The organism is Brevibacillus sp. HB2.2, from assembly GCF_013284275.1.
Taxonomy (GTDB): Bacteria; Bacillota; Bacilli; order Brevibacillales; family Brevibacillaceae; genus Brevibacillus; species Brevibacillus brevis_D.
In genome coordinates, this window is sequence record NZ_JABSUV010000017.1 from 1 (window position 1) to 21,284 (window position 21,284).

The 21,284-nt window shown below is 48.1% G+C and carries 22 protein-coding genes; 7 read left to right on the plus strand and 15 right to left on the minus strand.

Annotated elements, in window-relative coordinates; all coding sequences use genetic code 11:
- Positions 1–328: 328 nt before the first annotated feature.
- On the plus strand, positions 329–610 hold the full coding sequence (locus HP401_RS14115) for a hypothetical protein (protein ID WP_015892359.1): 282 nt from the start codon (positions 329–331) through the stop codon (positions 608–610).
- A 67-nt stretch (positions 611–677) separates the two neighbouring features.
- On the opposite strand, the gene HP401_RS14120 is transcribed toward HP401_RS14115, so the two are convergent.
- Genes HP401_RS14120 through HP401_RS14130 form a run of 3 tightly spaced genes read right to left on the minus strand, consistent with a single transcriptional unit; the run spans position 678 to position 3,891 of the window.
- Positions 678–1,454, minus strand: a complete 777-nt coding sequence (locus HP401_RS14120; RefSeq protein WP_015892360.1) for a fumarylacetoacetate hydrolase family protein — start codon at positions 1,452–1,454, stop codon at positions 678–680.
- Positions 1,455–1,496: 42 nt separating this feature from the next.
- Positions 1,497–2,696, minus strand: a complete 1,200-nt coding sequence (thiI, locus tag HP401_RS14125; protein ID WP_015892361.1) for a tRNA uracil 4-sulfurtransferase ThiI — start codon at positions 2,694–2,696, stop codon at positions 1,497–1,499.
- A gap of 25 nt (positions 2,697–2,721) precedes the next feature.
- A complete protein-coding gene (locus HP401_RS14130) occupies positions 2,722–3,891 on the minus strand; it encodes a cysteine desulfurase family protein (RefSeq protein WP_173605448.1) in 1,170 nt (389 codons plus the stop codon).
- 277 nt (positions 3,892–4,168) lie between these two features.
- Between HP401_RS14130 and HP401_RS14135 the strand changes: the two genes are divergently transcribed.
- Positions 4,169–4,315, plus strand: a complete 147-nt coding sequence (locus HP401_RS14135) for a hypothetical protein (protein ID WP_015892363.1) — start codon at positions 4,169–4,171, stop codon at positions 4,313–4,315.
- Between the two features lie 112 nt (positions 4,316–4,427).
- Here the strand turns inward: HP401_RS14135 and dapF are convergent, their stop codons facing one another.
- A complete protein-coding gene (gene dapF / locus HP401_RS14140; RefSeq protein WP_142499000.1) occupies positions 4,428–5,288 on the minus strand; it encodes a diaminopimelate epimerase in 861 nt (286 codons plus the stop codon).
- Positions 5,289–5,430: 142 nt separating this feature from the next.
- Here dapF and HP401_RS14145 point away from each other — a divergent pair, with 142 nt between their 5' ends.
- On the plus strand, positions 5,431–5,961 hold the full coding sequence (locus tag HP401_RS14145; protein ID WP_217366087.1) for a DUF84 family protein: 531 nt from the start codon (positions 5,431–5,433) through the stop codon (positions 5,959–5,961).
- 54 nt (positions 5,962–6,015) lie between these two features.
- Here the strand turns inward: HP401_RS14145 and HP401_RS14150 are convergent, their stop codons facing one another.
- Complete coding sequence (locus HP401_RS14150; protein ID WP_015892366.1) at positions 6,016–6,597, minus strand: DUF1700 domain-containing protein; 582 nt, start codon at positions 6,595–6,597, stop codon at positions 6,016–6,018.
- Positions 6,598–6,694: 97 nt separating this feature from the next.
- Between HP401_RS14150 and HP401_RS14155 the strand changes: the two genes are divergently transcribed.
- Positions 6,695–7,285 (plus strand): 5' nucleotidase, NT5C type, encoded by a 591-nt coding sequence (locus tag HP401_RS14155; protein WP_016742140.1) that lies wholly within the window; start codon positions 6,695–6,697, stop codon positions 7,283–7,285.
- A gap of 58 nt (positions 7,286–7,343) precedes the next feature.
- Here the strand turns inward: HP401_RS14155 and HP401_RS14160 are convergent, their stop codons facing one another.
- The gene (locus tag HP401_RS14160) at positions 7,344–7,568 is read right to left on the minus strand and encodes a DUF1540 domain-containing protein (RefSeq protein WP_015892368.1); all 225 of its coding nucleotides are present in this window, start codon (positions 7,566–7,568) and stop codon (positions 7,344–7,346) included.
- Positions 7,569–7,620: 52 nt separating this feature from the next.
- Between HP401_RS14160 and HP401_RS14165 the strand changes: the two genes are divergently transcribed.
- Positions 7,621–8,451, plus strand: coding sequence for an SDR family NAD(P)-dependent oxidoreductase (locus tag HP401_RS14165; RefSeq protein ID WP_082910075.1), 831 nt, complete (start codon positions 7,621–7,623; stop codon positions 8,449–8,451).
- Here HP401_RS14165 and HP401_RS14170 read toward each other — a convergent pair.
- Both HP401_RS14170 and HP401_RS14175 read right to left on the minus strand, forming a co-directional pair.
- Positions 8,428–9,684, minus strand: a complete 1,257-nt coding sequence (locus HP401_RS14170) for an MFS transporter (protein WP_173605450.1) — start codon at positions 9,682–9,684, stop codon at positions 8,428–8,430. The two genes, HP401_RS14165 and HP401_RS14170, sit on opposite strands and share 24 nt — an antisense overlap.
- A gap of 140 nt (positions 9,685–9,824) precedes the next feature.
- Positions 9,825–11,042, minus strand: coding sequence for an MFS transporter (locus HP401_RS14175; protein WP_173605451.1), 1,218 nt, complete (start codon positions 11,040–11,042; stop codon positions 9,825–9,827).
- A gap of 164 nt (positions 11,043–11,206) precedes the next feature.
- On the opposite strand from HP401_RS14175, the gene HP401_RS14180 reads away from it, so the two are divergent.
- Positions 11,207–11,929 (plus strand): transcriptional regulator, encoded by a 723-nt coding sequence (locus HP401_RS14180; protein WP_173605452.1) that lies wholly within the window; start codon positions 11,207–11,209, stop codon positions 11,927–11,929.
- Positions 11,901–13,208, plus strand: a complete 1,308-nt coding sequence (locus HP401_RS14185; RefSeq protein ID WP_173605453.1) for an MFS transporter — start codon at positions 11,901–11,903, stop codon at positions 13,206–13,208. Before HP401_RS14180 ends, HP401_RS14185 begins: the two co-directional genes overlap by 29 nt.
- A gap of 70 nt (positions 13,209–13,278) precedes the next feature.
- Here the strand turns inward: HP401_RS14185 and HP401_RS14190 are convergent, their stop codons facing one another.
- Genes HP401_RS14190 through HP401_RS14220 form a run of 7 tightly spaced genes read right to left on the minus strand, consistent with a single transcriptional unit; the run spans position 13,279 to position 21,264 of the window.
- A complete protein-coding gene (locus HP401_RS14190) occupies positions 13,279–14,715 on the minus strand; it encodes a serine hydrolase domain-containing protein (RefSeq protein WP_173605454.1) in 1,437 nt (478 codons plus the stop codon).
- 32 nt (positions 14,716–14,747) lie between these two features.
- On the minus strand, positions 14,748–15,860 hold the full coding sequence (gene menC / locus HP401_RS14195) for an o-succinylbenzoate synthase (protein ID WP_064202199.1): 1,113 nt from the start codon (positions 15,858–15,860) through the stop codon (positions 14,748–14,750).
- A complete protein-coding gene (locus tag HP401_RS14200; protein WP_173605455.1) occupies positions 15,841–16,848 on the minus strand; it encodes an ABC transporter ATP-binding protein in 1,008 nt (335 codons plus the stop codon). Before HP401_RS14200 ends, menC begins: the two co-directional genes overlap by 20 nt.
- The gene (locus tag HP401_RS14205) at positions 16,845–17,834 is read right to left on the minus strand and encodes an ABC transporter ATP-binding protein (protein ID WP_015892377.1); all 990 of its coding nucleotides are present in this window, start codon (positions 17,832–17,834) and stop codon (positions 16,845–16,847) included. Before HP401_RS14205 ends, HP401_RS14200 begins: the two co-directional genes overlap by 4 nt.
- A 23-nt stretch (positions 17,835–17,857) precedes the next feature.
- On the minus strand, positions 17,858–18,712 hold the full coding sequence (locus tag HP401_RS14210) for an ABC transporter permease (protein ID WP_016742129.1): 855 nt from the start codon (positions 18,710–18,712) through the stop codon (positions 17,858–17,860).
- Positions 18,713–18,727: 15 nt separating this feature from the next.
- Entirely contained in the window at positions 18,728–19,648 is a 921-nt protein-coding gene (locus HP401_RS14215) for an ABC transporter permease (RefSeq protein WP_015892379.1), read from the minus strand.
- Positions 19,649–19,665: 17 nt separating this feature from the next.
- On the minus strand, positions 19,666–21,264 hold the full coding sequence (locus HP401_RS14220; protein WP_173605456.1) for an ABC transporter substrate-binding protein: 1,599 nt from the start codon (positions 21,262–21,264) through the stop codon (positions 19,666–19,668).
- Between the last annotated feature and the right edge of the window lie 20 nt (positions 21,265–21,284).

Here is a 21,284-nt window from a genome sequence, read left to right on the forward strand (position 1 = left end):
TGTGCAATTCGTCCGAAGACGACTTTTCTATCTTATCATATCGCAACTGTTTTTGCAAGAGGTTTTTTAAACCATTTCGCTTCGTTCAGCAGCGACAAGATCTAATATAACAAAATCACCAGGTATAAGTCAAGTGTTTCTCTCACTTTTTTATTGATGATTTTTTATTTGCATTGATTGTTTCGAGCAGAATTTAAATATAAATGAAACGAGTCACGGAGTCAACAGGAAAAACGAATAGCGATTCTCTTTTTATTTCACACTATAAACGCTTGGCGCTTTAGCTGCGTACCCGTGAAGTATCCAACAATTAAACGGCGGTGTTACTATGGATCCAAAACCAACCTATGAAGAATACGAAAACGATCATTACAGTGAATTATCTACTGTAGAGTCACAACGCAATGAAATCCTTCAGGAAGAATTCCCTGAGGGGCCATTTGGAGCTGCCACGAACGAAGCTCGCTTAGGGAAAGCAACAGGCTGGGAGCCCGGACAGCATTCCACCACCACTCGATTCACTTATGAAACAAGGCTAATGCATCAAGACCTTCCTAGACAAGACCCATCCGCGCACCCCATTCATGATGATCCGAACGAAGAAGAATAAATAAAAAAACCAAGCCCCCACTTCAAACAAGCAGGGGGCTTGGTCGATCTTATCAAAGAATGTATGACTACTCCTCAGCCACTACATGAGTCGTTAAGGTTCCGATTCCTTCAATGGTTACCGAAATTTCATCACCTGGAACAAGCTCACCTACACCAGATGGCGTCCCGGTTAAAATAACATCGCCGGGGCGAAGCGTCATGACCGCAGATACAGCCTCGATCAGCTGCGGAATCGAAAAAATCAATTGATCTGTGCAAGCATCCTGACGAACTTCCCCGTTTACTCGTGTCACGATACGCAAATGATGATAATCCAGTTTGGCTGCAATAGCAGGTCCAAGCGGACAAAATGTATCAAAGCCTTTTGCCCGAGTCCATTGCCCATCGCTCATCTGCAGATCGCGCGCGGTCACATCAATCGCACAAGTAAATCCCAAAATATAATCGTCTGCATCCGCAGCCTGGATCTTCTTGGCCTCTTTCTTAATCACCACGGCGAGTTCGCCTTCATAATGAAGGTTCTGCGTCAGCTTTGGATAAACGATAGGCTCACCAGGTCCAATGACAGTTGTTGACGGCTTCAAAAACATCAACGGTTCTTTTGGCAGGTCAATCCCCATCTCAGCCGCATGGTCCCGGTAATTCAATCCGATGCATACAACCTTGCTTGGATCACTTGGCGCCTTTAACGTGACCTCATCCAAAGGTAGCTCAAGGCCCGTCATGATCGGCTTTGCCGTATGGATTTTGTAAATGTCCCCTTCAATCACGCGTACTTTGTGATCCTCTTCCACCATCCAGCCATGCTTCACCTTACCATTTCGCTCATAACGGATTATCATAATTCCTTCTCCCCCGTGTCGCGAGTTTCTCTATACCTATAGTTAAAACAGGTCGGTTGTCGTTTCTTTTGGCTTCGTTGTAATCTCTTCGATTTCAGTTCGCGCTACAGCATCCTCCACTAACGCTTCTACATCCAGCACTTCCTCAAATTTTGCAGCGAGGCGAGGCTTCGGTCGCGTTACAGGATTTTTCGGTGTAAACACCGTGCAGCAGTCTTCATACGGCAAAATAGAAAGCTCGTACGTATCGATTTGACGAGAAATGTCCACGATATCTACCTTGTCCATCGCGACGAGTGGTCGAAGGATCGGAATTGAAATCACCTTGTTGATCGTGTCCATGCTTTCCAAGGTTTGCGATGCAACTTGACCGAGGCTTTCTCCTGTTGCGAGTGCCTTGGCATTCGTATTTTCCGCAACACGCTCCGAAATGCGCATCATGAAGCGACGCATGATGGTGATCAAATAGTCTTCTGGACATTTTTCACGAATGGCGGTCTGAATCTCGGTAAACGGTACAACGTGGAGACGGACAGTTCCTCCCCATTTCGTCAGCTTATGAGCCAGGTCACGTACTTTTTGCAAAGCGCGCTCGCTCGTAAACGGATAGCTGTGGAAGTGGATCGCTTCAAGTGTCACACCACGCTTCAGCATCATCCAACCCGCTACAGGACTGTCGATACCCCCAGATAGAAGCAACAGAACTTTTCCGCTCACCCCAACTGGCAAGCCACCTAGTCCCTTGATGGTTTCACAGCTAATGTAAGTACCCTCTGTGCGAATTTCTACATTCACGATGGTATCTGGCTCGTGCAAGTCTACGCTGATAGCTGGCAGAGCACGCAGGATGTGCGTTGCCACCATTCGATTGACCTCCATCGATTGAATCGGATAGCGTTTATCCGCACGACGGGAAACCACACGGAACGTACGTGGCTGTGGATTCAATTGACGAACCAACTCCAGCGCTTTTTCCTTGATCGTTTCAATATCAGGATCTACCTGGATCGTCGGACTAAAGGAAGAAATCCCAAAAACGCGCTTCAAACGCTCCATAACCGCGTAAGCGTCCTCGCCGTGTAGCTCCACGTACATCCGGCCGTAATTGCGTCGAACTTTTACTTTAAAAAACGAGCGCAGTACGTTTCTCACGCTTTTTACAAGGGCCTCTTCGAATTGATCGCGGTTTTTCCCTTTAAGCGCCAACTCACCATAACGAATTAAAATAACATCGTAGTTCATGATTATCTCCTTTTAGTTGTCCACACTATTTTCTATGAGCGGGGGCAGGTTGTTGTTTGATATAAGTCCGAAGCACACTAACGCATTCCTCTAACGCCTTCAAAAACTGCTGAATGTCGTCCGCTGTATTTTCCCGACCCAGACTGATCCGCAGAGATGACAACGCGCAATCCCGCTCGATGCCAATCGCAGTCAGAACTCTGCTCGGCTCATTGACTTTGGATGAACAGGCCGACCTGGTGGATATCAGAAAACCTTTTTCCTCCAAAGCATGCAACAGGACTTCTGCTTTTACTCCTGGTACTGACAAGTTCATAATATGAGGAGCCGTATTCGATTCCGGGGTATTCACGACGCAACCTTCCATCGTTGCAATCCCCTCACGAAGCTGTTGATTCAATTTTTGCAGCCTGATCATCTCGACGCTGCCCAGTTCTTCTAGAATCCGGATTGCTTTTGCCATACCAGCGATGGCTGGGAGGTTTTCCGTTCCTGAGCGAACTCCCCCTTCTTGACCGCCACCCATCATCAACGGGTGAATAATCAAGCCTTCCCGTTTATACAAAATGCCAACTCCTCTGGGCCCGTAAAACTTGTGCGCAGAGACGCTCAGCAGATCGATCCCTGAATCCTTGATGCGCAAAGGAACTTTCCCAATTCCCTGGACAGCATCGACGTGAAACAGGACTTTCGGGAATTGCTTCAACCATTGTCCGATTTCTAGGATCGGTTGAATGGTTCCCAGCTCGTTGTTCACATGCATGACCGAAACGAGAATCGTATCCGGACGCATTGCTTTCTGAACAGCTTCTACCGATACGCGACCTTCACGATCTACCGGCAGATATGTCACAGCAAAACCCAGACCTTCCAACTGTTTACAAACATCGTAAACAGCCGGATGCTCGATCTGCGTTGTAATAATATGTTTCCCTCTGTTTTGATATTGAAAGGCTACACCCTTGATCGCCGTATTATTGCTCTCCGTACCACCTGAAGTAAAAATAACTTCACTTTCTTTACAGCCCAAGTACTGAGCGGCAACCTTTCGCGCCTGCTTCAGTACATTTTCCGCCTCTACTCCTTTTTGATGCAAAGAAGACGGGTTTCCATAGTAGCTTTCCATCGCGCGTCTAACGGTTTCAATCACTTGAGGATGAGGCCGGGTAGTCGCACTGTTGTCCAAATAAATCACCAGTACACACCTTCCTAAGGGCAAGATGCCCGAATACTACGCTTCATCATAACATGACTTTTCGTAAAGAACATACAAAGTATTACACTTCTCGACCTTATTTTTCCCCGAGTGCATTGCTCTCAAAAGGCCAAATCAGACAATCTGAACAACCGTTCACAGACTATTCACGGATAAAGCGCTTACATCCAGATATAGGCTATTTACATTGGTTTGGCCTTTCGTTAGAATAGTCAATAAATTTAGATAAAAAACAACAACTAAGGAGAGAACCACCATGACAGCACAAGCTATGCAAGAAGAAATCAAGAAGATGGAAGCCGAATTGAAAAGACTGCAAGCGGAACTGGCGAAGATGAACAAAAATATCCCTCAGTACGACCGCACGGATGTCGCATACCTAAATGAGGTGTACAACGCGTGACACTTATTCGAATTCGATAGCGTGGTGACGGCATGAAGGATTCGCCGTGACCACGCTATTTTTTGTAAAAAAACCGCTCCTGTCAGTTCGACGGAACGGTTTTGGCTTGCTTCTATTTAAACGGAATCTCCCCTACATACTCGCCAGAAAAAACTTCAGTAGCCGGACCCGTCATATAGACGCGATTATCCGCTTCCTTCCATTCAATAAAGAGATCGCCTCCTGCCAGGTGGACCGTGACTTTTCTTCCTGTCTTTCCACTCAAGTGGGCAGCTACTGCAGCAGCGCAAGCTCCCGTCCCGCAGGCAAGCGTTACACCTGATCCCCTCTCCCATACCCGGAAAAGAATTTCCTCGTGATTCAATATTTGGATAAATTCGACGTTGGTTCGCTCAGGAAACCACTCGTGATACTCGATCATTGGCCCGTAGTGACGAACATCTTCTTCCTTCACTTCATCCACAAAAAGGATGGCATGAGGATTCCCCATCGAAACAGCCGTCATCGTAAACGCCGTTCCACCGACTTCGATTCCCTCTTCTTTTACTTGCTCTTCTGGAATGCCTGTCATCGGAATTGCTGCTCGCTCAAAACGAGGCTCTCCCATATCGATTGTTACTTGATCGACCTTACCATCTGCTCCTAGCGATACGACAGGAGTGACGGTCCCTCCCAATGTCTCCACGGTAAACGTTGTTTGCTCCGTCAAACCGTGATCGTATACGTACTTACTCACACAGCGCAAGCCGTTTCCGCAATTTTTTGCTTCGCTGCCATCATTGTTAAAGACCCGCATGCGAAAATCTGCTCGCTCAGATGGCATAATGAGGATCAGTCCATCGCCCCCAATGCCAAAATTCCGATCACTCACTCTTCGTGCCAATTCGGGTAAATCTACACGTGATAAGTCTTCCTCAAAACAGTTGACGTAAACGTAATCATTCCCCAAGCCATGCAGCTTTGTAAATTTCATCGTCCACTCCTCTTTCTCTTTCGTATGCTAGGTCTGACTCTTTTCTATGCCTATTATCTTATCACACCCCAGAGAATCGCGGTCGAATCAAAAGGTGGTATACTACCACTAGCATCGATGATGGGAAGAGGTGGAACAAGCATTGGATTTTCATATTTTCCGCTATGCACTCGGAACGAAAAATGAAGCAAAACGCCTCGCTGTACAAAAAGCAACGGGAACGGAACCTTTCTGCATATCCGTCCCCTCTGGCGTAGCGGCTCAACCGATGAGTGAAGAAGAAACGATAACAGGAGCGATCAATCGGGCAAAAGCTGCACGTAGTCAAGCCCCGGAAGCAGACATCGGGCTAGGCTTGGAAGGCGGACTTATGTACGATGAGCGGTTTACAAAACAGTGGTATTTGATTTCCATCTGTGCAGCCTGGAATGGAAGTGAGCTATTTATTGGAAAGGGTTTGGCTTTTCCTATCCCGAATCAAGCTGTTCACCGAATCCAGCAGGAACAAATTGAGCTCAGTACCATCATAGATGAATGGGGGAAAACCGTCGGCAGTAATCATCGCGGCGGCGCCTATTCCCTTTTAACAGATAATCGCGTGCGTCGTTCCGATGTGTTTTGTGACGCCGTGATCGCAGCCATTACGCCTTTTGTTTCCTCTTTGTACAAATAACATAAAAAACCCTCTCCAGCTAAACGAACCGGAGAGGGTTTTGGTTTGATGCTTTTAGCGAGCCGTATAATACGGGTAGATGACTAATGCGCCCAAAATGGCAACAGCACCTACGATCATCGCCCAGACTCCCAGCGTCTTCGAGTTGCGTCGATACGCCAGATAGCCAAGCACCATACCAATTGGAGCCACCAAGTACGGCATGAAAAACAAGGACAGGATCGATAAGCCCAAGCCAGTCATCCCGATACCGCTGGCCCGATTTCCCCGGTTTTCCTCGTCTGTGTCGATCTCACTGGCAGCACGACTCGTCGGAAACGGCTCGGCGATTTCCGCCGCCGCCTCGATGTCGTCATCTCTGACTTTGGCAACCGGTGAACGGTCCTCCTTTGTCAAAACAACGCCATCCAAACGCTCCGAAAAGTCTTTTCGCTCCTCATCCAGCTCGCCTGTATAGCGCTCTGTCAAGGAGTGAGGGTCATAGTGAACCCTGCGCCTCGACCGATCTTCCTCTTCGTCAAAGACGGCCTGTGTCCAGGTATTCGCTGCAAACTCCCTGTCGTGCTGATCAACCGTCTCGGAAAAACCGGTGTCTTCCTTCCGCTTCGCATCATTACGTTCGTGTCGATCCAACATAGCATGCTCAGCCCCTTTTTTGGTAAAGGATTAATTAAGTGAAGGAAGTAGCCTTATTGTCTGCCTACGTTGTACAATTTAAACGGGAGGCGAGAGAATGAAACCAGACAAAATCCTAACCATTGGCATTGATATTGACGGTACAGTCACATCACCCAGCAGTATTGTTCCGTTGATGAATGAGAGCTTTGGAAGAGATTTACGATATGAAGATTGTGTGGAATACAATTTAGCCAACGTGTATCAAATCACGGACGCAGAGTTTGAAATGTGGCTGGATCAAAATGGGGAGCGCCTATATGATGGTGCGCCTGTTCACGGAATAGCCGATCAGGTTTTGCGCGATTGGTTTACCTCCCACAAGCTGGTATATATAAGTGCTCGTGAGGATCGTCACCGCGATGTGACGTTACAATGGTTTGCTCGCTACAATATCCCTCATCATGAAGTGGATTTGATTGGGAGCCACGACAAGCTGTCAGCTGCCCGCAAGTGGGGCGTGGACCTATTTTTGGAGGATCGTCTGGAGAACGCTTTGCAATTGTCAGAGGCGCTGCAAATTCCCGTGTTCTTGTTTGACACTCCATATAACCAAGCTGCCTTACCTCCGCTCGTCCATCGAGTCACTTCTTGGGAAGAGGTTGCCCAAAAAGTCAACGAGCTTTTTCCAGCTAAGACAAGCGTATAGGTTGAATAGCAAAAAGACGTATCACCTTAAAGGGATACGTCCTTTTTGCGCCGAAGCGTTATTTCTTTTCGGATGTCTTCGGCTTGAACGTCAGACAACAGGTCTCAGACGATGTCTTAGCCTTATCCTGATGCTGCGTGTTTTGACCGTACTCGCCTGCGAATTCTTCTTTCAGGTTTACGGTGGCGTGTGCGTCAATCTCTACCATGATCTCTTCGGCGCTGCAAAGATTGCCCTTCGCCCAGTACTCACAGTTTGCTACAGAACATTTTACTGCTGGCATGTGCATTCACCCCCTAGAGGCTAGCCTTCACAACAACTCAGGGGCTTATACTTTGCCATTCACAGTGGAAACCAATACTCTACACAAGAAAGAAGTGGATGACATGTCGATTACCCGTATTGTCGTCATCACCGGAGCTTCTGGTGGCCTTGGTCTAGCTTTGACACGACTTCATTTGGAAAAAGGAGATTGTGTCATTGCCACTAGCCGGAAAACGATTACCCAGGAACTCGTTTCGTTACAAAAAGATTATCCGGATCGACTCCATCATTACCCGTTAGACGTCAGCAGCAACGAAGACATTCGGCAGTTCGCTGCATGGGTGCACATCCGCTTCGAACGATGCGATTTTCTTTACAACAATGCCGGGATGGCCGTCTTTGAATCACTCATCGAAATGCGCGTGGAGGAGCTGGAAGAAACACTGCGAACGAATATTTCCGGTGTTCTCTACACGACCCGTGCCTTTTTGCCGATGATGCTTCAGCAAAAGCAAGGGCATATTATCACGGTTGCCTCACTTGCCGGACAGGTCGCTACAGCCAAAGCTGCGGTATACGCTGCCAGCAAAGCAGCCGTCATCCGTTTTAGTGAAGGATTGCGTCATGAGCTGCAAGGCACTGGAATTGCTGTGACGTGTGCGATGCCAGGCCCGATTGACACACCTTTTTTGGATAAGGCAGACAAAACAGGTAGCTATCGCAGCAAAGTAAGTCGGTATTTATTGACACCAGAACAAACGGCAAGAGCCATTTATCGAGCGGCGGAAGCAAAACGTCCGGAGGTTGCCATGCCATTTCGTCTACATGCGCTCTCCCGTATCTACTTTTTATTACCTCAGTGGCTAAAACACCTCGTCTCACCTCTCCTCAATAGGAAGTGATGAGGAATCCTCCAAGTTTTTCAATGCCCCGAATGCAAGAAGACCGAAAATGATACATACGGCTGCTCCGGCTCCAATGATCCCTTGAACGCCCAGGAAGGGTATGAGGACGCCAGAGACAGCCGCTCCCGCCGGCATTCCCGTCCCCGTAATCGTTCGAACGCTGGTTAATACCCGCCCCAAGAGAGCATCGGGCACCTGTTTTTGCAGGTAGCTTCTATACATGATGTTATAGGGAGCAAAGCAAAAGCCCGCCACAACCATCGAAGCCATTGCGATCTCCAACCGCGAGAATAAAGCGATTGGCAATGTCGTCAATCCCCACGCCACGATAATTCCTGCTAGCGTCGATCCCAACGGAAGTTTCCACGTAACCGTCGAGAAAAAGAGAGAGCCTAGTAATGCCCCGATTGCCAAAGAAGACCAAAGCATCCCTAATGCAACAGATCCCCCTGCCAAATCCTGATTCGCATACAGGGGTAATGCAATTTCAATGGGGCCATACGACATGTTAAACAAAAACGTAAAGAAAACAAGAATGATCAATTGCTTGCGTCCAAATATGTAGCGATACCCTGTTCGCATGTCACTCCAGAGAGAACGAAAGAACACTCCCATTTGACCTTTTACAATTGTTGTAGGATTCGCACTTTTCGTAAGCTCACGAGGCAGCCTTGAGAAGCAGAAGGCACATACAAAAAAGCTAGCCGCATCAATCAATAGAACATAAGCTTCCCCAATCAACCCGATTAAAACTCCGGCGAGTGCCGGTCCAAACATATACACAATTTGCCATTGCGTTTCCATCACGCCATTTGCTTTGACCAATTGATTTTTGTCCGAGACGATTCTCGGCAACAATGTCTGCGCCCCAGCTGTGCTCAACGGAGAAAGGATTCCGGCAATCACAATCAGCACGTATATCACAAATAGTGGAACTTGATCGACCTGCAATAATGCGACCAACGCTATAAAAATAAATCCTCGCGCGATATTGTCCATCATGATGAGCTTGCGGCGATCAAATCGATCCAGCAAAACTCCCGCTACTAAACCAGCAAAAACAGCAGGAAGCATATACGCAAGAACGACCCCACCCATCGCCGCAGGTGAGCCTGTTTTCTTCATGACAAACCACGTCAAGCCCATCCAGCCAAACTGATCCCCTAGACTAGACAAGAACATCCCCAGCCAATACCAGCGAAATGAACGCTGTTGCCATAATTCTTTCATGCTGCATCTTCCTTTTTCTCTATATTTCCATTCATTGTATAGTCAGATTCATACTTTTTCAACAATTATATTTATTAAATCTAAAAGTTTCGTTTTGTATCATAAAGAACCTCTGCTCCAAATAAGCAGAGGAATCTCTCCTACATCATTACTGTACGACTGCTATCTTTTTGTAGCTTACGACGGCTCCAAAGCCACAGAAATCCTGCTGCAACCCCAAAGAAGCCAAGCCACACGGAGACAGCGGCACTACCGAACTGCTCCGCACTGAATCCGAGAATCAAGCAGCTCGCAGAAAAGCTTCCCATAGTCGCCATTTCCCGTATGGAAAAAACGCGAGCCAGATAAGCAGGATCAGACAGACGTTGCAGCTTCGTCACAGACAATATCGATGAACTAAACTGAGCCGTTGATGCAAAGAGGATGGCGATTGCCAGTCCAAGTAGTGGTTTTGCATGAAACACGGCGATAATCGAGCATCCCATCGCTACGAGTGCCCAACCTTGGACACGCCACGTTGCTTTCTCGCTCAGGCTGTCAGACAGCTTATTCACGGCAATCCCAGCGATCACACCTCCGAGTCCCAACGGAATATCCAGGAGTCCGAATACATACAAGCCCTCTCCCCGCTCCGTAAGAACATAGTACATCAACATAATGTAATAGGCGCCACATACCCGTTCCGCCATCTGATAGCCGATTACACTGCCAATTTCCCGATGCTTACCGATATAACGGAAGCCCTCTTTTAGCCTTTCCATAAAAGGTACAGCCGCTTTCGAATCAACAGAATTGGCGATATGCGGGAGCGCCAACAAGATGAACAGCGACAACAAATAACAGGCGGCATCGAGCAAAAAGTTGTAACGGTAGGAGAACAAGTAAACCAGAACTGCTGCTATACCCTGACAAACGATAATGAGAAACGAGGTCGTCCCTTGCAAAAGAGAATTGGCAGCTAACCTGTCCTTTTCCTCCACGGATTGTACGATCGCTACTTGCATGGCTGGTTGGAAAAAAGCACTGCAAATATTGACCAGGATCAATAACAAAAAAGCCACCCATAAGTAGGTCGCAGATGTGATGAAGAAAAACAAGCTGACGAGAATGCCGCGAAGCAGATTGACGACAATCATGACTCGCCGTTTATCCCAACTCTCCACTAGCGTCCCCGCGAAAAAGCTGGCAAATACATAAGGGAGCATACGAAACACAGTACCTGCCGCAAAGGAAAGACCCGATCCACTTAAATCATGTAAAAGTCCAACGACCGCAATAAATGTAAATTCATTTCCGATGATGTGTACAACGTGGGCCGTATACAAACGGCGAAAGACGGGATGTTGTAAGATCGCCACAGGAATGCACCCTCTCACCGTTTTCAATATTGTAGCACTTGTCGAAAAATATGCGCAAATCCATCTTGCGAAATGGATCGTTTTGTTGTTACAATACGTTCAAATAAAACTGAACGTCTAAAAATAACAAAACATTCACGTTCAGCGAAACGAGGTTGATCGACTTGAAACGATACGTAGTTGTGGAAACTTTGGATCAATTAAAAGCTGTCAGCGATTCCTTGCGCCTACAGATCATCACGATGCTGGTCAAGGAGGAATACACAGGCAAGCAGCTTGCTACCCTTCTCTCCCTTTCTCCCTCTAAAGTGCATTATCACCTGAAGGAATTGGAAAGCCATGGCTTCGTTGAGGTCGTGCGTACAGAAGAAAAGAACGGGATCGTGCAAAAGTTTTATCGGGCAGTTGCTTACGACTTCAAGGTTAGTGATGATTTGCTACCCTCCCTGCGCGAAGACAGTATCCTTTTGCAGGAAACGATGATAAATCACCTGCGCTCCGGTATAAATCGCCTGTATAACGCACCAGACGAGTCATTCATGCTCTTTTCGGATCAAGAGGATCGTCCTCCTGCAATTGCAGTTAGCTCCGAATTGAGAGCACCTCGAAAAGAAATATTTGCTTGGCTCACTAAATATAAGGCCTTACTTGAGGAGCTATCCGAAATGGAAGATCGTTACTTAGAGCGGATAGCTGCTGGAGAAGCGGAGGATACAGTTGAAAACTTTTTCATGGTCACGGTCGGGTTCATGACAAATGAACGTTACTACGTCGCAGAAGACGATTCCTTGCCAGATAACTATGAGCACCAACCGTCTGAATTCAATAAGATTGTCGTGAAGAAAAAGAAGGAGGGAAATGGAGATGAGCACTCTGGCGACAAATAATTCCCTTTGGAAAAATGGATCGTTTGTGCGATTATGGTGCGGCACTTTATTTTCGGCAATGGCTGACGGAGCTTTCTTCATCCTGCTCAACTGGTATATCGTGAATGCCATGGGCTCAGGAGCAATCCTCGGCACGACTTTGATTTGTTTGTCCATCCCCCGTCTCCTCTTTATGCTGGCGGGCGGGGTGGCTGCTGATCGTTTGAATCGAAAATGGATTATGTTTTCCTCCCTTTTGGTGAGGGGAATTATTTTAGCCTGCTTCAGTTTGCTTATGCTTCAAGGAAATAGCGACTGGTTCCCAGTGAGCCTGTACGTCATGGCGGCTTTATTCGGGACAGTCGATGCATTTTTTTGGCCAGCACGCAGCTCGATTCTGCCCTCACTTGTCTCTCGAGAACAACTTTCGCCAGCTAACAGCTTAATGGAACTATGCCATCAGATTAGCATGGTTGCCGGACCGGTAGTTACTGCCTTATTAATTGGAACCGTTCGTTATCCGATCATGTTTTTGATCTTGGCATGCACCTTCTTCGTAGGAACACTCTTTATACTCTCTCTCCATTCACACGCATACTCCAAAGACACGACATCAGAGTCAAGGGCAAGTTCCTATTTCAAGGATATCTTGGGAGGTATTCGTTTTACGTATTCAATCCCGATCCTCGCTCTTATTTTAACAACATCACTGTTCACCAACATGATGTTCTCCGGCCCAGTTAACATGATCATTCCCATTCATGTAAATGACCTCGGATGGGACGGTAGTGCTTTTAGTTCACTCAGTACCTCACTTGGAGTGGGCATGATTGTCGGCGGTATTTTGACTGCATTGTGTAAAGGATTCCGTGGAAAATTTATGTTACTCCCTGTCATTCTCGGATGTATGGGAGTTGGAATCAGCTCGTATTATTTCATTGAGGAGCTTTCCTTTGGACTTGTCTCTCATTTTCTCATCGGGATGGCGCTCAGTATGACGAATATTCCGTTTATCACCTACATTCAAAGTATCGTCCCTGCCAACATGCTCGGTCGTGTCATGTCATTGCTTTCCTTGATGTCCGTTGGCTTCGGTCCAGTCAGCTATGCACTGTGCTCCTTTCTTCTCGCCAAACACATCACAACACCGGGGCTTCTTTTATTCTTTGGCGGTATCATCTTTGTAAGTATCAGCCTTAGCCTGTTCTTTTTCCGCTCGTTCCGGAACATGGAGCAACATCCGAACTGGAAGCGACCTATGGTAGAGGAGCAGCAGCTTCCTGTCACCCTTTCTTCGTGACGCCTTTCCTATAAATAAAAAGAACGCGCACCACGCAAGCATGAGCTCTTGCAGGTACGCGTTTTGCTATTTATACGGTTTGTTCTTTTTCGACAAGGACCTTTATCAGCTGACGAGCGCCAAAGCCCATCCGGGTAACTACCCCTGCCTCATTACGGACGAAGTGGATAAACATATCCGTTTCTCCCCGCTTCATGACGAAGCTGTCTTCTCCTACTGAACGAAGTGGAATATTCGCTCCATTACTCTTGGCTACCAGCTGGTTCTCTTCAATTTCTACCGATACAATAGCCCCTTCAGATGAGCGATACTCCCCCGTAAATGCAGCGAGTGCATCTACAGAAATTTCATAATCCGAATATTCGAACGGTACTGTATCCGGAGAGCGTCCATTGGTTGCGTTTAAAATGCCATGCATCAAATCGGCCATTGGCCCGCCATCTGTGTTCATCAGTACGGCTCCTGTCAGCCCCCGCTCCGGTAAAACAAAAATTTGTGCCGCAACCCCCTTGATCGCCCCACCGTGCTCAATGAGTGTTCCATCATGGCAATTGGCTACAAACAATCCATAGCCGTATGCTTGAAACGGCGAAATGGAGACATGAGGCGCCGTCAAGTCCTGCACACTCTCCGATGAGAGCAAGCGATTCTCGCCCACCAATCCACCCGTTCTAAATATTTCCGTATAGCGCAATAGATCGTGAATGGTCGATTTCAGAAAACCAGCCGCACGCATCGATGGTGAATCCCACCATGAAGGGGAACGGTATACCTCACCGCCATCCTTTGGGCTTTTCCGCGTGAATAGCGTAGCGACCTCAGCTTCCTCAGGCAAATCTTCGACGAGAAAGGCACTGTTCTTCATCCCCGCAGGCTCCAAAATATGATCCTGCACAAACTGCTCGTAAGATATCCCGCTCACTCGTTCAATAATCAGTCCGAGCATGGCGTAACTGTCGTTGGAGTAGCTAAATTCCGTTCCAGGCGCACCTAAAAACTCGTAATTTAGCTTGCCAATATAGGCCATGAATTCATCTTTTGTATTGATCTCTTCCACTTTCTCGAGATCAAAAGCAAGACTGGAGCTAGAGGACAGGTCATCCCCTCCCTCCACAATGCTTCTTTTCATTGCACCCGCTAATGTATCCAAAGGAGGAAAGCCTGCGGTATGTGTCATCAGATGCTGGATCGTGATCTCCCGGGTATAAGCTTCATTAGGCGTACGGAGCTCAGGGAGATACTTGATGACCGGATCATGAACAGATAGCTTTCCTGCGTCTTGAAGCTGCATGATGGCGACACATGTAAAGGACTTGGTCACGGAACCGATGCCAAACACCGTATCAGGGGTTAATGCGTTTGCATCTTCTGTGTCGTCTGCCAAACCGAAGCCATGGAAATACCTTAGCACTCCTTGCTCTGCCAATCCAACTGCTGTTCCTGTTACTTTTGCCTCTGCAAGCAGCTTTTGCGCGTATTCCTCAAACGACTGTACCCAATCCGCCATGTTCCTTCTCCCCTTTTTCGTTAAGCTTTGGTTTAAGGTCGGAAATTTTCCGTGCGAATCACATAGTTGCCGATCGCCTTTTGGTTCAGGGTATAACCGATGCCCGGGCTATCTGGAACTGCCAATTGACCGGGAGCCATCAGCTCTACACCATTCTCTACGATATCTTCCTCCCAGTAACGGCTGGAGGCGGCTGTATCACCTGGGATCGTAAAATTCGGCAAAGAAGTAATCGCAATGTTGTGTGCGCGGCCAACCCCCGACTCAATCATGCCTCCGCACCACACCGGAATGTCGTGTGCCTGACACAAGTCGTGAATGCGCTTGGACTCTGTTAATCCGCCGACCCTCCCCACCTTGATATTAATAATGCCGCAGCTGCCTAGCTCTATCGCTTTTCTGGCATCATCCACATTGTGAATACTTTCATCGAGGCAGATTGGTGTGGACAGCTCCCTTTGCAGCTTGGCATGATCAATAATGTCGTCATGGGCGAGTGGCTGTTCGATCATCATCAGCCCATATTGATCCAGCTCCTTCATCACATCCAAATGCTCCATTGTGTAAGCGGAGTTCGCATCTGCCATCAACGGGACACCCTCGCCAAAGCGTTCGCGGATCGCTCGAATCACCTCTACGTCAAAGCCTGGCTTGATCTTTACCTTGATCTTCTTGTAGCCCTCACTGAGATGGCGCTCTACTTTTGCCAAAACTTGATCAACAGTCGGTTCAATACCGATGCTGATCCCTACATCGATAACAGCTTTCTCGCCTCCTAATGCTTTGGCAAGAGAGATTCCTTTCTGCTTGCTGTATAGATCCCAGATTGCGCCTTCTAAAGCCGCCTTCGCCATGTTGTTGCGGCGAATCGGGGCAAACAACCGATCCACATCCTCAGGGGTCTCGATCTCACTCGAAAACAGCTTCGGTATCATAAACTTTTCCATCATGTGCCATGCTGTCCCTGTCGTTTCTTCACTATAATAAGGGGCTGACATCGCCACACTTTCCGCGTGCCCTACCTCTCCCTCTCCATATACACTGACCAAGATGAGCTCCTTGATGGTCGTATATCCAAAGCTCGTTTCAAAACGGAAACGAAGTGGCATGTGTAGTTGCTGCAATTCAATTCGTTCGATTTTCAATGTACTTCATCCCTTCTATTCCATATAAATGACATGCGACATAATGTTGCGGCGAAGCTAATGTAGCGACAGGACGCACTGTGCGGCAAATTTCCGTAGCATATGAGCACCTGGTGTGGAACGCACACCCAACGGGAACATTCGCCGGAGAGGGAACATCCCCGGAAAGAACGATTCGCTCCTTTTTCCGAAACGGATTGGCTTTGGGAACCGCTGACATGAGCGCTTCTGTATACGGGTGTAACGGGCGCAAAAACAAATCCTTTTTGCTGGCGATTTCGACAATTCGTCCAAGATACATCACTGCAATTCGGTCGCTGATGTGGCGAACGACACCTAGATCGTGCGAAATAAACAAATAGCTCAAGCCTAGACGCTGCTGCAAATCCTGCAAAAGATTCACGATCTGCGCCTGAATGGACACGTCAAGTGCTGAAACCGGCTCATCGGCCACGATTAATGAAGGTTCCACCGCCAATGCGCGAGCGATCCCGATCCGCTGCCGCTGCCCTCCGCTAAACTCATGGGGAAAGCGTGTAGCGTATTGAGCATTCAGACCCACCATCTGAAGCAGTTCTTTTACTTGATCGCGCCTTTCTTTCGCCGACATCTGCGGATCTCTGACACCTAACGCTTCCTCCAAAGCCCCTTGCACGGTCATCCGTGGATTTAATGATGCATACGGATCCTGAAACACGATTTGCATTCGCTTTCGGAGTGGACGAAAACGTGCAGCCGACATCTCCGTAATGTTTTGTCCTTCAAATTCAATCGTTCCACTCGTAGGCTCAATGAGTCGCATGATGCTGCGACCAGTCGTTGACTTGCCACAACCGCTCTCTCCTACCAGCCCAAGCGTTTCTCCTTTTCGTAACTGGAAAGAAACCCCATCGACTGCCTTAATCACTTCGTCGCGATTGCGAAATAGTCCTTTGCTAATTGGAAAATACGTCTTTAAATCGTTTACTGATAACAAGATATCCCTCATACCGCCATCTCCTTGTTCTCGTACAGCCAGCATCGAACAGCCTGTGTGCCTGTGCCCGTTGCCATCAGCGGCGGTTTTTCTTTGTAACATCGCTCCTCGGCCTGTGAGCAGCGGAAGCGGAATGCACACCCTTGTGTCACCTCACCCAGTAGCGGGACACTGCCTTCAATCGGATCGAGGCGAAGCTTCTCCTCCTCATCCAGATCGGGTATGCAGCGTAAAAGTCCAATCGTATACGGATGCTTTGGATGCGAAAACAGACTGGCAACGTCAGCTTCCTCTACGATCTCCCCGTAGTACATCACAAGTACACGATCAGCCATTTCAGCCACGACACCCAGGTCATGCGTAATGAGTAGCAGAGAGGTATGATCGTTCTCCTTCAAATCGTTCATCAGTTCCAAAATTTGCGCTTGAATGGTCACGTCCAGTGCGGTCGTCGGCTCGTCTGCGATCAATAAATCCGGGTTGCAAGCCATCGCCATCGCAATCATGACACGCTGCTTCATCCCACCCGAAAGCTGATGGGGATAGTCCCGCATGATGTCTTCTGCCCTCGGCACGCCCACTTTTTTGAGCATTTCAATCGCTTTTGCTTGGCGTTCTTTTTTCGATAAATCGGTATGGAGTTGATACACTTCTTCTAGCTGTCGGCCAATCGTATGGACCGGATTGAGCGACGTCATCGGCTCCTGAAAAATCATCGCGATATCTTTTCCGCGAATGTTGCGAAGTTCACCAGTACTCAACTGATTCAATAAGATATCACGAAATCGAATGCTTCCCTCCATCTGTGCGTTCGCCCGGGACAAGAGTCCCATAATCGCCAAGGACGTCACGCTTTTTCCGCAGCCAGACTCGCCTACCAACGCTACCGTCTCCCCTTTTTTCAGTTGAAAAGAAATGCCTTGTAGCGCTGGCAGCTCACCCTTATCCGTCTTAAACTGTAAGCGTAAATCCTTTACTTCCAAAAGTACCTCTTTCATCAGCTCGTGCCCCCCTTCATCCATTACCTCGTTTTCGGGTCGAATGCATCCCGTAATCCGTCACCTAACAGATTGAAGCCAAGGACAACCAGCATGATGGCCAATCCAGGGAAAATGGACATCCACCAGGCTTGACTCAAGAATGCTTTGCCGACAAAAACCATGGCTCCCCACTCAGGCATCGGCGGTTGCGCACCCAGCCCGAGAAAGCTCAAGGCCGCTGCAGCCAAAATACTCACACCGAATTGAATGGTGGAAAGCACAATGATTGGGGAGAGAATATTGGGTAAAACATGTTTCAGCAAAATCTGCCAGTCCCTGATTCCCAGAGCGCGAACAGCCTCAATGTACTCTTTCTCCCTTATGGATAAGACCGCAGAGCGAACTACCCGAACATAGGACGGAATAACGGCAATGACTACCGCGATCATGGCATTCGTTAATCCAGGGCCCAAGACCGCAATGACAGCGATCGCCAGAAGCAGGGCAGGAAGTGACATGAGAATATCCATGCCCTGCATGATAAACAGATCCACACGACGATAATAGCCAGCGATAATACCGAGCGTTACACCTATCAAGGTAGAAAGTACAACCGTTATCAAACCCATCAGCAAGGAAATTCTCCCCCCGTGCAACAGACGGGAAAAAATATCTCTGCCGAAATCATCCGTTCCGAGAAGATGCGTCAGACTCGGAGCGCTTAATCGGCTGTTAAAGTTCATTTGTTCGACAGGATGAGGGGCAACGACTGGAGCAAGAAGCGATCCAAGTGTAAAGACGATCAGGATGACTACACCCGCCATTGCTGTCTTATTGCGTTTCAGCCGTTTGCCCATCCCTCCCCAATACGACTCCGGACGATTACTGTTCACCATTCATCGGCTCCTTCCTTAGTCGAAATGGATACGCGGATCAATCCGGCTGTAAATGAGATCCACGATCAAATTGGTTAAGGCAAAAATCAACGCCATGAAAAACACCATGCCTTGTATGGTCGGCATATCCCGTTTACTGATCGCCTCAATCGCCAGGCTGCCGATCCCTTGCAGAGAAAACACCGTTTCCACCACCACAGCTCCAGCCATGAGCGCACCGAACTGCAAACCTAACATCGTGACAACAGGAATAATGGCATTCGGCAGGCCGTGGCTCAAAATGACTCGGAAAAGCGCCGCCCCCTTGGCCTCGGCTGTCCGCATGTAATCCTGCTTGATGACTTCCAGCATGCTGGAGCGGGTCATACGGGCGATCATCCCCGCTTCCGCCATACCCAAGGTGATCGCTGGCAGAAGCAGGGAGTGAATCCCCTCGTAGCCGGAAATCGGAAACAAGGCCAGCTTGTAAGCAAAAATCCAGATGAGAAACAAGGCAATCCAGAAGCCGGGTGCCGAAATACCGAGTAAGGAGGTAAGCACCACAAGCCGATCGATGATGGTGTTTTGCTTGACGGCAGCAATCGTGCCTAACAAAATGCCGAATATTGCGGCAATGATTACACTAAGGATGGCAAGCTGCATGGTGATCGGGAAACGGTTCATGATCTGATCCCATACCTTTTCACCAGTGAATAACGATGTTCCCAAATCGCCAGTGAACAGGTTTCCGACAAACCGCATGTATTGCTGCCACAGTGGTTGATCAAGACCAAGCTTCGCTCTCATTTGACTGATGGCCTCTGGTGTTGCAAACTGTCCGAGTATTTGTGTTGCGGGATCGCCCGGAATGAGGTGTACCATCAAGAAGATCAGGACGGATACGCCAAGCAGTGTACCCACCAGGGAAAGTAATCTTTTTATTACATATCGGCGCATTCCTTCACCTCCGTTGTCTATTTTTCAAGCGTGACATCATGCAACGTAATGTTTTGCGTGTACGGATTGACCGTAAAGCCTTTGACACCACGTGTCGCTATCACCGTCTCGCTCACCCATAACGGAACCCACGGCATGTCATTCACCAAAATCTCCTGTGCATCTTCGTAAATCTTGAGACGCGCCTGCTCATTCATTTCCAAACGTCCTTTGTTCAGTAAAACATCCAATTCAGGGTTGTTGTAATGAGTACGGCTTGTTGAATTGCTCTTTTCAAAGATGAGGTACAAGATATCCGCATCAAACCAGCCGTAGTACATCAAAGCCATATCATACGACTTTTTCGAAATGCGCTCTTTGATGGTTGTCATTTCTTGCACGCTAATTTTCATATCAATCCCTGCTTCTTTCAGCTGGCTCTGCAATATCTGCACCGCTCGCTGAAATGCTGGCTCTTGAGAGACGAGCATTTCTACCGACAACGGTTTTCCGTCCTTATCTACGATGCCATCCCCATTACTGTCCGTCCAGCCTGCTTCTGCTAGCAACTGCTTCGCTTTGCCTAAATCTCTCGTATACAACTGCTTTGCCTTGCTTTCAATCGCTTCACTGTAGCCATAAATCGTGGGTGCCAAAGGACCATAGACCGGCTTGCCGAAGCCGTTCAACGCTACCTGAACAAGTGGATCGCGATCTACGGAGAGGGCTACTGCTTTGCGCAGACGGACATCTGAAAACAACGGGTGCTTATTGTTCAATGCGATGTATTTGTTTCCAATGTCCATCACTTTCTCAATCTTGACTCCGGGCAGTGTCTCAAGCTCCGCAACCGAGTTCGGCGGCGCATCATACAACACATGGACCGTACCCTTTTTGAATTCCATCAGGCGCGTATCGTCGTCTTTCATAAACCGGAACATCATGCTGTCGAATTGCAGAGGACCTTTGTTGGCAGCGTACTCCGGTCCCCAGTTATAATCGGGATTTTTCTTGTAGGTGAGCGAAGCCCCCCGCTCGCGTTTGTCATAAATGATCGGCCCCGTTGCAGATGGGTTATCTGCGAAGCCATCCCCTAATTCTTTTGCCTTTTTGGCGTCAAGAGGCGAGACTAATCCACCGACAATGACGTTAACAAACGGGGCAAACGGCTGGCTAAAATGCACCTTGAGCGTATGTTCGTCTGTTGCTTCCACTTTTTCAATCGGACCTGCAAGCCCCTTCACAGGCGATATGGTGAGCAAACGGTCAAAGGAATCTTTTACAGATGCTGCCGTCATTGGATCGCCAGAGTGATAGCGGACATCTTTGCGGAGGATAAATGTCCAAACCTTGCCGTCCTGCGAGATTTCGTACTTCTCTGCCAAACGCGGTTGAAGTTTGCCTGTTGCATCACGGGTTAACAGAGGCTCGTATATTAGACTGTTTTCCATGCTCAGCCAGCTCGTTTTGTGCATATCAAGCGAGTCTGGGTCCGTCAAGGAAGCGATGACTAATGTGTTCCCTTTGGCCGACGTGTCATTCCCCGCTTGATTGGTCGGCTGTGAGGAACAGCCTGCAATCAACGCCGTTGCTACAAATACACTCAAGGCCCCTTGCTTCCACCTGTGAATCTTCATGTCCATCCCCCTTATCAATT